Below are 11,676 nucleotides of genomic sequence, written 5' to 3'. Positions count from 1 at the left end.
TGCGCTTCCTCGGGTGACGCCGGGGCCGGAACCGGGGCTAGAAGGTGAGCTTCCAGCCGTTGATGCTGCCGGTGTCCTGGGCCGCGACGTCCTGGACGCGAAGCTTCCAGGTCCCGTTCGCCGGCTCGGCCGAGGCGTCGACCGTGTACGTGGCCACGACGTCCGCGGCCGAGTCGTTGCTGCTCGAGTCCTTCAGCCGGTAGCTGCGGTTGCTCGGCCCGACGAGGTCGACGACCAGGTCACCGCGGTAGCTGTGCTTGATGTCGACCCCGGCCTTGAGCGCCTTGGGCGCGTTGCCCGTCACACCGCTGACGGTGATCGGGGACTCGACGGCCGCGCCCGCGTCGGGGATGGCGACCGCCGACTTGCTCTCGAAGATCTTTCCACCGGGCGTGGTGGAGCCACCGCCGCTCAGCGTCCAGATGGCGTGCGCGATGGCGTCGCTGTTGTTGTCGAGCGCGGTGTCGTTGATGTTCGCCGTGGTGTCGCAGGAGGAGTGGTAGCAGCGGTCGAACGGCTGGCCTGCCGTGCCGCCCCACTTGGCCGCCTGCGAGGCCGTCTTGGTGTAGTCGGCGCCGCTGAAGAGACCGCCGACCGCCACGCCCGCGTTCTTGAAGGGCGCGTGGTCCGAGCGGCCGTCGCCCTCGGTCTCGATCTCGGTCTGGATGTTCCGGGTGGCGAAGAAGTCCTTGAAGACGCCCTCCAGCTTGGTGTCGTCGTCGTAGACGAAGTAGCCGGGGTTGGGCGAGCCGATCATGTCGAAGTTCAGATAGGCGTCGATCTTCTGGCGCTCGGTGGCGGGCAGCTGCCGCACGTAGTTCTGCGAGCCGACCAGGCCCAGTTCCTCGGCTCCCCACCAGGCGAACCGCAGGTGCTTGTCGGGCTTGTAGCCCTGCTTGGCGACGGTGAGGGCGACCTCGAGGATGCCGGCGGACCCCGAGCCGTTGTCGTTGATCCCGGCGCCCCGGGAGACCGAGTCGAGGTGGGCTCCGGCGAAGACGACGTGGTTCGCGTCGCCGCCGGGCCAGTCGGCGATGAGGTTGTAGCCGACGGCGCCGTTCGAGGTGAACTGCTGGACGGTGGTGGTGAAGCCGGCGGCGTCCAGCTTGCCCTTCACATAGTCGATCGAGGCCTTGTAGCCGCTGCGGCCGTGCGCGCGGTTGCCGCCGTTGGCGGTGGCTATCGACTGCAGTTGATTGAGGTGTGCCTTGACGTTGGCGACGGATATGTCGGGTGCCGCGGCGCTCTTGGCGGGGGCGACCGCGGCGGTGGGAACCGCGTGCGCCGGGACAGAGGAGACGCCGAGCAGGGTGGCCGTGACGGCTGCGCCGGTGGCGAGCAGGGCGGCGGTCCGTCGAGATCTTCGCGGCAGGGTGGGTCCGTTGAGTTCAAGCATGGGGGGCTCCCAACTCCATTTGACGTGGCCATGATGTTGAGGGCCCCCTGAAAGTCCGTCAAGGGCGGATTTCGGACACCGAACACCGCTTTCCGGATATCGGGCGTGGGCTCAATTGGGCTGAGCTGTGGCTTCTGTTGCCTGCGGGGCAATTGTGTTTTCTGTGTTACCAATGGCCGCGCGCTCCTGAGCGGCCCTCAGCTCCACCCGAGCGTGACGGGCCGTACGCAGCGCGTCCCAGGTCAGCATCGCCAGCGCCAGCCAGACCAGCGCGAAGCCCGCCCACCGCTCGGCCGGCATCGCCTCGTGGAAGACCGCCAGGCCCAGCGCGAACTGGAAGACGGGAGCGAGGTACTGCAGCATGCCGATCACCGACAGCGGCAGCCGCACGGCCGCCGCGCCGAAGGAGATCAGCGGCAGCGCGGTGATGACGCCGGTGCCCAGCAGGAGCGCCATGTGCCCGGCGCCCTCGGCGGCGAAGGTGGACTCGCCCCGGGCGCCCAGGAAGAGCAGCAGCCCCAGCGCGGGCAGGAACTGCACGGCCGTCTCGGCGGCCATCGACTCCAGGCCGTCCAGCCCGACCTTCTTCTTGACGAGGCTGTACGTGCTGAACGTGGCCGCGATCGCGAGGGCGATCCACGGCGGCTTGCCGTAGCCGACGGCCAGCACGACGACGGCCGCCACGCCGACCCCCACCGCGGCCCACTGCGCCGGGCGCAGCCGCTCGCGCAGCACCAGGACGCCGAGGGCGATGGTGACGAGGGGGTTGATGAAGTACCCCAGGGACGTCTCCACCACATGGCCGGAGTTCACGGCCCAGATGTAGATCCCCCAGTTCGTGGAGATGACCAGCGCGCCGAGCGCCACCATCGCCAGCCGCCCGGGCTGCCGCAGCAGCGGGCGTATCCAGCCCCAGCGCCGCGTCACGGCCAGCACGACCACGACGGCCGCCAGCGACCAGACCATGCGGTGCGCGAGTATCTCCAGCGCGCCGGCCGGTTCCAGCAGCGGCCAGTAGAGGGGGAACAGCCCCCAGATTCCATAGGCCAGAACGCCGCACACCAGCCCGGTGCGGGTCTCGTTCCTCGACACTTGCGGCTCCACGTGTTTCCTCCCAGGGGCGCCGATGCCCACGGCGACCTTGCGAAGGTAACGCCGCACCCGCACATGTGTCATACGCGTATCGCATGACGGTCATGACAGGGGGTGTGGTCAGTCGACGTGGCGCCCCGAGGCGCGCAGCCGTTCGATGGCCGTCGCGACGTCGAACGGAAGGATCGTCACGGCGACGTTCGGCAGCTGTTCCAGCGTCTTGGCCAGGCGCTCGCCGGTGTCACGGTGCAGGAGCCTGCCCATCGGGAGCGTGTACGTGCGGCGTGGGATCAGCAGGGTCAGGGCGGTCGTGCCGCCGGCCGTCACCCGGGCGGCCAGGGAGGCCACGGCGTGGCGCAGCCGGCGGTCGGGGCAGTCGACGAGCTCCAGGGGGACGGTCGTGCCCGCGGACGCGTCCCAGCGCTCGACCAGGTGCCGGGCCCGGGTCTCGTCGATGACGATGTGGACCGCCCGCACCTCGTCGGGCCGCAGCTCGTGCGCGTACCGCAGCGCCTTGACCGCGGCGAGGTCCAGGTTCTCGACGAGGACGTACACGACGTGGCGGCGCCAGTGCGGCCGGTCCGTGGTGTACGCCGGGACGTTCTCCAGGGCCGCGGCCTCCTCCCGGTACTCGCGGTTGATGCGGATCAGGGCCCACACCCCGAGCGGGAAGACCACCACGACCAGCCACGCCCCCTCGGTGAACTTCGTGATGGCGAAGACCACGACCACCAGCGCCGAGACCACGGCGGCCACCAGGTTCACCGCGATCTTCCAGTGGCTCTCCCGGCGCCGCCAGTAGTGGGCGGTCATGCCGGCCGCGGCCATCGTGAAGCCGGTGAAGACGCCGATGGCGTACAGCGCGACGAGCTTGTCGACGTTGGCGCCCGTCGCCAGCAGCAGCGCCAGCGAGACGACCGTGAGCCAGATGATGCCGCTGGAGAAGGTGAGCCGGTGGCCGCGCCGGGTCAGCTGCCGGGGCAGGAAGCGGTCCTCGGCGACGAAGCTGGCGAGGAAGGGGAAGCCGGTGAAGGGCGTGTTGGCGCCCGTGTAGAGGATGAGGGCCGTGGCCAGCTGGACGTACACGAGCCCGGCGGTCCCCGGCCAGCCGTGGCCGAAGACCAGGTGGGCCTCCTGGGCGATGACGGTCGGGTTGCCGTCCACGTAGGGAATGGCGTGGGTGTAGTGGGCCAGCGTGGAGACGCCCAGCACCATGACGCCCAGGACGCAGCTCATGACGGTCAGGGTGCGGCGGGCGTTGACGCCCTGGGGGCGGCGGAACGCGGAGACGCTGTTGGAGATCGCCTCCAGGCCCGTCAGCGAGGAGCCGCCGTTCGCGAACGCGCGCAGCACCATGAACAGCGAGACCCCGTACAGCCAGCCGGAGCCCGGCGAGCCGAGCGGCACGGCCCCCGGCGCGTGGACGTCCGCGTGCGGCAGCCCGCCGTTCAGGGCCCGGGCGAGACCGACGCCCAGCATCAGGGCGACCGCGAGCATGAACAGATACGCCGGCGCCGCGAACGCCCGCCCCGCCTCCCGCAGCCCGCGCAGGTTCCCGTACGCCAGCACCAGCACCACGCCCGCGGTGATGGGCAGCTTGAGGTGGTCGATGCCGGTGTAGCCCTTGCCGGTGAGGTGGGCGAGGGAGATCAGCGCGTCGGTGCCGGCGGCGGTCTGCACGGCGACCGTGACGATGTAGTCGACGAGCAGCGCCACCGCCGCGATCTGCGCGACGCGCGGGCCGAAGTTCTCCCGGGCGACGACGTACGAGCCGCCGGCGCGCGTGTAGACGGAGACGACGTCGCGGTAGGAGAGCGTAAGCAGGAGCAGGACGAACAGGATCGCGCCGGTCACCGGCATCAGCAGGGTGAACGCGGCGACCCCGGCCACCGGCACGAGGATGCGCAGCATCTCCTCGCTGCCGTACGCGGTGGAGGACATGCAGTCGGAGGCCAGGACGCCGAGCGCCATCGGGTTGGAGAGCTTCTCGCGGGAGAGTTGCTCGGTGACGAGCGGTGGGCCCAGGAGGAGTCGCTTGACGCGGTAGGCGAGCCGGTCGGGTACGACGACGGGTTCGGGGGTGGGGGTGGCGTCGGCCATGCCCCTTATGAGAGCGCGTGCCCTGCCGCCGGGCTGTCCGGCGCTCCGGTCGGACGGGATCTTTCCCCCACCCGCCCCTTCCCGTAACCGGGGCTCCGCCCCGGACCCCGGACCGCGCTACGCGCGGTGTCCTCAATCGCCGGAGGGGCTCAATTTTCCGCCGGTTCCGGGCAACAATCAGCCCGTCCGGCGATTGAGGACAAGAAACGGTGAAAGGGCGGGATCGGGGAGAACCCCCTACCCCACCACCGTCCAGGTGTCGCCGCCGGCGAGGAGCGCGCCCAGGTCGCCCTTGCCCTTCTGCTCGATCGCCGCCTCCAGCTGGTCCGACATCAGCGTGTCGTACACCGGCCGGTCCACGCTGCGGAAGACGCCGATCGGCGTGTGGTGCAGCGTGTCGGGGTCGGCCAGCCGGGAGAGGGCGAAGGCGGTGGTGGGGGACGGGGAGTGGGCGTCGTGCACCAGGATCTGCGCCTCGTTCTCCTCCGTGACCTCGACGACCCTGAGGTCGCCGGTCAGCGGGTCGCGGACGACGCCCTTCGCGTCGTCCGCGCCGAAGCGGATGGGCCTGCCGTGCTCGAGGCGGATGACCGCCTCCTGCGCCCGCTGCTTGTCCTTGAGGGCCTCGAACGCGCCGTCGTTGAAGATGTTGCAGTTCTGGTAGATCTCGACGAGGGCCGTGCCGGGGTGGGCCGCGGCCTGGCGCAGGACCTCGGTGAGGTGCTTGCGGTCGGAGTCGACGGTGCGGGCGACGAACGAGGCCTCCGCGCCCAGCGCCAGCGAGACGGGGTTGAAGGGCGCGTCCAACGAGCCCATCGGCGTCGACTTGGTGATCTTCCCGACCTCGGAGGTGGGGCTGTACTGGCCCTTGGTCAGCCCGTAGATCCGGTTGTTGAAGAGGAGGATCTTGAGGTTGACGTTGCGGCGGAGCGCATGGATGAGGTGGTTGCCGCCGATGGACAGGGCGTCGCCGTCGCCGGTGACGACCCAGACGGACAGGTCGCGGCGCGAGGAGGCCAGGCCGGTGGCGATGGCGGGGGCACGGCCGTGGATGGAGTGCATCCCGTAGGTGTTCATGTAGTACGGGAAGCGGGAGGAGCAGCCGATGCCGGAGACGAAGACGATGTTCTCCTTCGCCAGGCCCAGTTCGGGCATGAAGCCCTGGACGGCGGCGAGGATGGCGTAGTCACCGCAGCCCGGGCACCAGCGCACTTCCTGGTCGGACTTGAAGTCCTTCATGGACTGCGCGGCCTCGGCCTTGGGGACGAGAGAAAGCGCTTCGATCGTCGTCTCGGTCGCTTCAGCCATGGTGGATGGCCTCCTTCAGCACATTGGCGAGCTGCTCGGCCTTGAACGGCATTCCGCTCACCTGGGTGTGGGAGCGGACGTCGATCAGGTATTTCGCTCGCAGCAGGGTGGCGAGCTGACCGAGATTCATCTCCGGTACGACCACCTTGTCGTAACGCCCCAGCACCTCCCCGAGATTCCCGGGGAAGGGGTTGAGGTGGCGCAGATGGGCCTGGGCGACACTGCCGCCCCCGGCGCGCACGCGCCGCACGGCCGCAGTGATCGGCCCGTAGGTCGAACCCCATCCCAGGACCAGGGTCGTCGCCGTACCGGAGGGGTCGTCGACCTCGAGGTCCGGGACGGCGATGCCGTCGGTCTTGGCCTGCCGGGTGCGGACCATGAAGTCGTGGTTGGCCGGGTCGTAGGAGATGTTGCCGGTGCCGTCCTGCTTCTCGATGCCGCCGATGCGGTGCTCGAGGCCGGGCGTGCCGGGCACGGCCCACGGCCGGGCCAGGGTCTGCGGGTCGCGCTTGTACGGCCAGAAGACCTCGGTGCCGTCGGCCAGCTCGTGGTTGGGGCCGGAGGCGAACTGCACCCGCAGGTCGGGCAGTTCGTCGACCTCCGGGACGCGCCAGGGCTCGGAGCCGTTGGCGAGGTAGCCGTCGCTCAGCAGGAAGACGGGCGTGCGGTAGGTGAGCGCGATGCGGGCCGCGTCCAGCGCCGCGTCGAAGCAGTCGGCCGGCGTCCTGGGGGCCACGATCGGGACCGGGGCCTCGCCGTTGCGCCCGTACATGGCCTGCAGCAGGTCGGCCTGCTCGGTCTTGGTGGGCAGGCCGGTGGAGGGGCCGCCGCGCTGGATGTCGACGATCAGCAGGGGCAGTTCGAGGGAGACCGCGAGCCCGATGGTCTCCGACTTCAGGGCCACGCCCGGGCCCGAGGTGGTGGTCACCGCCAGCGCGCCGCCGAAGGCCGCGCCCAGCGCCGCGCCGATGCCGGCGATCTCGTCCTCGGCCTGGAAGGTGCGCACGCCGAAGTTCTTGTGCTTCGACAGCTCGTGCAGGATGTCCGAGGCCGGGGTGATCGGGTACGAGCCGAGGTAGAGCGGCAGGTCCGCCTGGTGGGAGGCGGCGATCAGGCCGTAGGACAGGGCGAGGTTGCCGGAGATGTTGCGGTAGGTGCCGGGCGGGAAGGCGGCGGTGGCGGGGGCGACCTCGTAGGAGACCGCGAAGTCCTCCGTCGTCTCGCCGAAGTTCCAGCCCGCCCGGAAGGCGGCGACGTTCGCCTCCGCGATCTGCGGCTTCTTCGCGAACTTCTTCCGCAGGAACGACTCGGTGCTCTCGGTGGGCCGGTGGTACATCCACGACAGCAGGCCGAGCGCGAACATGTTCTTGCTGCGCTCCGCCTCCTTGCGGGAGAGGCCGAACTCCTTGAGCGCCTCGATCGTCAGCGTCGTCAGCGGCACCGGGTGCACGTTGTACGCCGCCAGCGAGCCGTCCTCGAGGGGGTTGGCGTCGTAACCCACCTTGGCCATGGGGCGCTTGGTGAACTCGTCGGTGTTGACGATGATCTCCGCGCCGTGCGGTACGTCGCCCAGATTGGCCTTCAGGGCGGCCGGGTTCATGGCCACCAGGACGTTGGGCGCGTCACCGGGCGTGAGGATGTCGTGGTCCGCGAAGTGCAGCTGGAACGACGAGACGCCCGGGAGGGTGCCGGCGGGGGCACGGATCTCGGCGGGGAAGTTGGGCAGCGTCGAGAGGTCGTTGCCGAACGACGCGGTCTCGGAGGTAAAACGGTCTCCCGTGAGCTGCATGCCGTCACCGGAGTCACCCGCGAAACGGATGATCACCCGGTCGAGCCGGCGCACCTCCTTGGTGCCTGCGGGGGGCTCGGCCCCGGGCGCGGTCTGGCCGCGCTGATCGGCGGAATCGGCCTGCTCGGCCGGGCTGCTGACCTGGCTGGTCACTGCTTCGGACCTCCCTCATGGCGGCGCCGCGCACTCGGTGGCGCCGACCGGCGTTCCCCTGGCCATCGTACGTGGGCAAGGGTGGCCTTCACGGGAGGGATCAAGGGATAAACCGCAGGAGGTGCCCCTGATATGCCCTGCTTGTCATGGTTTAGCAGGCCCCAGGGGCCGCCTTTTGAAGGCGCCCGGCCGCCGGGGGCCCGCTCGTCCGTTGGGCGTAGGACCCCGGCCGGGCTCGCCGCGGCCGGGGCCGGTCAGGTGATGACCCGTCAGGAACGCAGATAGGTCAGGACCGCGAGGACCCGCCGGTGGTCGCCGTCGCTCGGCGACAGGCCCAGCTTCAGGAAGATGTTGCTGACGTGCTTCTCCACCGCCCCGTCACTGACCACCAGCTGCTTGGCGATGGCGGAGTTCGTCCGCCCCTCGGCCATCAGACCGAGGACCTCGCGCTCGCGCGGGGTGAGCCCGGCCAGCACGTCCTGCTTGCGGCTGCGGCCCAGCAGCTGGGCGACGACCTCGGGGTCCAGCGCGGTGCCGCCGCGGGCGACCCGGACCACCGCGTCCGCGAACTCGCGCACATCCGCGACCCGGTCCTTCAGCAGATAGCCCACGCCCCGGCTGCTGCCGGCCAGCAGCTCCGTCGCGTACTGCTCCTCCACGTACTGCGAGAGCACCAGCACGCCCAGCTCGGGGTGGTCACGGCGCAGCTGTACAGCCGCCCGCACGCCCTCGTCGGTGTGGGTCGGGGGCATGCGCACGTCCGCGACCACGACGTCCGGCAGGGCGCCCTCGGCGGCGAGCTCCTTGATGGACTTGATCAGCGCCTCGGCGTCGCCCACGCCCGCCACGACGTCGTGCCCGCGGTCGGTCAGCAGCCGGGTCAGGCCCTCCCGAAGCAGTACCGAATCCTCGGCGATGACCACCCGCACGCTGTCCTCCACGATCACGATCCACGGCCCCCTGACGACGCTGGCTTGACCCCGCACGGCGCGCGGGCGGTCCCAGCATCGCAGCATCCGGCCCCGGAACGGGGCGCTCCGGGGCCGAAGGGATGGATGGCGGAAGAGAGGGGCGAGGGTCAGCCGCGCCAGGGCAGCTCCGCCGTCACGGTGGTCGGGCCGCCCGCCGGGGAGTCGACGAGCAGCAGCCCGTCGACGGAGTCCAGCCGCTCGGCCAGCCCGGCCAGCCCGCTGCCGGCGACGGTCGAGGCGCCGCCGTCGCCGTCGTCCCACACCTGGAGCATCAGCCGGTCCGCCGAGCGCCACACGTCCACGCGGGCGCTGCGGGCGCCGCTGTGCTTGCTGACGTTGCGCAGGAGCTCGGAGACGGTGAAGTAGGCGATGCCCTCGATCGCGGGCGCCGGGCGGGCCGGCAGGTCCACCTCGGCCCGCACCGGCACGGCGCTGCGCGCCACCAGCACCGACAGGGCCGGGCCCAGACCGCGGTCGGTGAGGATCGCCGGGTGGATGCCGCGGGCCAGGTCGCGCAGCTCCTTGAGGGCGAGCTTCACCTCGCCGTGGGCCTCGTCGACCATCTGCGCGGCCGCCTCCGGGTCCTGGAGCAGCTTCTCCTTCGCCAGACCGAGGTCCACGGCGAGGGCGGACAGCCGGGCCTGGGCGCCGTCGTGGAGGTCGCGCTCGATGCGCCGCAGATCGGCGGCGGCGGTGTCCACGACCACCCCGCGGTCCTCCTCCAGCTCCCACACCCGCTCCGTCAGCCGCGAGGGCCCCAGCAGACCCCTCACCAGCAGCCGGTCCACCTGCGTGACGCCCCGCACCAGCCACGGCGTCACCAGCACCAGGACCAGGCCGACGGCGCTGGTGACCCCGATCTCGAAGGGGTTGTCGAGGTAGAGGGCGCGGCCGCTGTCGTCGCCGAACACCTGGATCCCCGGCTGGTCGCTGTACGTCGGCAGCGTCCACTGCCACACCGGGTAGAGGAACAGCGACCAGCTCAGCGACCCCGCCACCACGGCCAGGGTGAAGCCGAAGATCGCCCACGGCAGGTACAGCACCCCGTAGAGCAGGTGCCGCCAGGACGTCCCGTCCTTCAGGAACGCCGCCACCCAGCCCATCGGGCCGGCGCCCCCGTCCGTCCCGGGCCGGCGCCGGGGCCGTACGGGCGCCGGGGAGGCGACGTCCAGCCGCAGCAGCGCCCGGGCCCGCATCCGCTCGACCGCGCCCAGCCCGCGCGCCCCGGCGAGCGTGCCGGCCAGCACCGGCACCCCCAGGAAGGTGATCAGCAGGCCGACGCCGAGGGAGGTCAGCGTGACGGCGTACGAGAACATGACGACCGCGACGGGCAGGCCCGTCAGGAGGTAGAGGAACTCGCGCCAGGTGCGGCCCTCCACGGGCGCGCGCAGCACGGCGGGCACCCGGTGGGACCGGGACGCCGTCACCGGCGCGTGGGGTGTTCCGTAGTCGATGGCCATGTCCTCGTCCTCGTCCGTCCTCGTCATCCGGTGGCGGTGCCCGCCCGGTCTCTCCGGCTCCCTGCAAGGCTCCTCGGCGGACGGCTCCCGGACCATGCGGCGGGTCGGTGTCCTGGGGGTGGGGCTGTCCCCACCCCCCCAAGGGTTTCTACTCCGGCGTACGGTCCCGCCACGGCAGCTCCGCCGTGACGACGGTGGGGCCGCCGACGGGGGAGTCGACGACGAACACCCCGTCCACCGAGCCCAGCCGCTCCGCCAGCCCGGCCAGCCCGCTGCCGGCACCGGTCGTGGCACCGCCCTGGCCGTCGTCGCGGACCTGCAGCATCAGCCGGTCCCCCCGCCGCCACAGCTCGACGCCGGCCGTCCGGGCCCGGCTGTGCTTGCTGATGTTCTGCAGGAGCTCGGAGACGGTGAAGTAGGCGATGCCCTCGATCGCGGGCGCCGGGCGGGCCGGCAGGTCCACGGCCACCTTCACCGGGACCGTGCAGCGGCCCGCCAGCGACGACAGGGCCGCGTCCAGACCGCGGTCGGTCAGGATCGCCGGGTGGATGCCGCGGGCCAGGTCGCGCAGCTCCTGGAGGGCGAGCTTCACCTCGCCGTGCGCCTCGTCGACCATCTTGGCCGCCGTCTCCGGGTCCTCCAGCAGCTTCTCCTTCGCCAGACCGAGACCCATGGCCAGGGCGACGAGCCGGGCCTGGGCGCCGTCGTGGAGGTCGCGCTCGATGCGCCGCAGATCGGCGGCGGCGGTGTCCACGACCACCCCGCGGTCCTGCTCCAGCTCGGCGATCCGCCGCTCCAGCTCGCTCGACGGCGACAGCAGCCCGCGCACCATCGCCCGGTCCAGGTTCGTCAGACCCCGCGCGAGATGGCCCAGAACCGGCCACGCCGCGAACAGCGCGATGAGAGTGACGGCGAACGTGAGAACACCCCATGGCAAACGGATGAACGAATACAGGGTGCTGCGCCACGCCACCGGGTCCTTCAACGTCGTCCACAGCCAGCCGAAGAACCCGCCACCGCCCGCCTTGCGGCGCAGGTCACGGGGGAGCGGGCTGGGCTCGTCGATCCGCACGCCCAGCAGCGCGCGCGCCCGGCGCCGCTCCATCCGGCCCAGCAGCCGCGCGCCCATCAGGCCGACCGCCAGCAGCGGCAGCCCCACGACCGTGATCGACAGCACCGCCCCCGCCCACAACCAGGTGGAGACGTAGACGAAGCCGAGCATCGACTCCGGCAGATTGATCAGGAGGTGCGCGATCTCCTTCCAGGTCCAGGAGCGGAAGGCGAAGTGGACGGGAGGAAGCCGGTCCTCGTCCTGGGGGCCGGCTTCACGGAGGATCGTGCCGGTCGCGGTATGGGCGGTCATATCGCAAGCCTGCCCCGGGCGGCAGGGCCACCGCCATGGGGGTC

At 71.3% G+C, this 11,676-nt stretch carries 8 protein-coding genes; all 8 read right to left on the bottom strand.

Translation table 11 applies throughout. The features are described from left to right. Positions 1 to 37 precede the first annotated feature (37 nt). Positions 38 to 1,396, bottom strand: a complete 1,359-nt coding sequence (locus tag AB0G59_RS08390) for a M28 family metallopeptidase (RefSeq protein ID WP_360909282.1) — start codon at positions 1,394 to 1,396, stop codon at positions 38 to 40. Positions 1,397 to 1,507: 111 nt separating this feature from the next. Next, positions 1,508 to 2,500 (bottom strand): EamA family transporter RarD, encoded by a 993-nt coding sequence (gene rarD / locus AB0G59_RS08385; protein WP_360909280.1) that lies wholly within the window; start codon positions 2,498 to 2,500, stop codon positions 1,508 to 1,510. Between the two features lie 108 nt (positions 2,501 to 2,608). Continuing rightward, positions 2,609 to 4,588 carry an APC family permease gene (locus AB0G59_RS08380; protein ID WP_360909278.1) on the bottom strand — a complete coding sequence of 660 codons (1,980 nt, stop codon included), beginning with the start codon at positions 4,586 to 4,588 and terminating at the stop codon, positions 2,609 to 2,611. A gap of 237 nt (positions 4,589 to 4,825) precedes the next feature. After that, positions 4,826 to 5,896 (bottom strand): 2-oxoacid:ferredoxin oxidoreductase subunit beta, encoded by a 1,071-nt coding sequence (locus AB0G59_RS08375; protein ID WP_360909276.1) that lies wholly within the window; start codon positions 5,894 to 5,896, stop codon positions 4,826 to 4,828. Next, a complete protein-coding gene (locus AB0G59_RS08370; RefSeq protein WP_360909274.1) occupies positions 5,889 to 7,838 on the bottom strand; it encodes a 2-oxoacid:acceptor oxidoreductase subunit alpha in 1,950 nt (649 codons plus the stop codon). Before AB0G59_RS08370 ends, AB0G59_RS08375 begins: the two co-directional genes overlap by 8 nt. A 269-nt stretch (positions 7,839 to 8,107) precedes the next feature. Next, on the bottom strand, positions 8,108 to 8,767 hold the full coding sequence (locus AB0G59_RS08365) for a response regulator transcription factor (protein ID WP_071964098.1): 660 nt from the start codon (positions 8,765 to 8,767) through the stop codon (positions 8,108 to 8,110). 149 nt (positions 8,768 to 8,916) lie between these two features. Further along, the gene (locus tag AB0G59_RS08360; protein ID WP_360909359.1) at positions 8,917 to 10,269 is read right to left on the bottom strand and encodes a sensor domain-containing protein; all 1,353 of its coding nucleotides are present in this window, start codon (positions 10,267 to 10,269) and stop codon (positions 8,917 to 8,919) included. Positions 10,270 to 10,417: 148 nt separating this feature from the next. After that, positions 10,418 to 11,632, bottom strand: coding sequence for a sensor domain-containing protein (locus AB0G59_RS08355; RefSeq protein ID WP_360909272.1), 1,215 nt, complete (start codon positions 11,630 to 11,632; stop codon positions 10,418 to 10,420). Positions 11,633 to 11,676 lie beyond the last annotated feature (44 nt).

It is taken from the genome of Streptomyces sp. NPDC021096 (genome assembly GCF_040641275.1).
Taxonomy (GTDB): domain Bacteria; phylum Actinomycetota; class Actinomycetes; order Streptomycetales; family Streptomycetaceae; genus Streptomyces.
The sequence above is the reverse complement of the archived record's forward strand: the minus strand, read 5'-3'. Positions and strand labels throughout refer to the sequence as shown.

Coding starts and splice junctions, on each gene's coding strand:
- AB0G59_RS08355 (WP_360909272.1), bottom strand. CDS start 11,632: ATGACCGCCCATACCGCGACCGGCACGATCCTCCGTGAAGCCGGCCCC.
- AB0G59_RS08380 (WP_360909278.1), bottom strand. CDS start 4,588: ATGGCCGACGCCACCCCCACCCCCGAACCCGTCGTCGTACCCGACCGG.
- AB0G59_RS08375 (WP_360909276.1), bottom strand. CDS start 5,896: ATGGCTGAAGCGACCGAGACGACGATCGAAGCGCTTTCTCTCGTCCCC.
- AB0G59_RS08390 (WP_360909282.1), bottom strand. CDS start 1,396: ATGCTTGAACTCAACGGACCCACCCTGCCGCGAAGATCTCGACGGACC.
- AB0G59_RS08360 (WP_360909359.1), bottom strand. CDS start 10,269: ATGGCCATCGACTACGGAACACCCCACGCGCCGGTGACGGCGTCCCGG.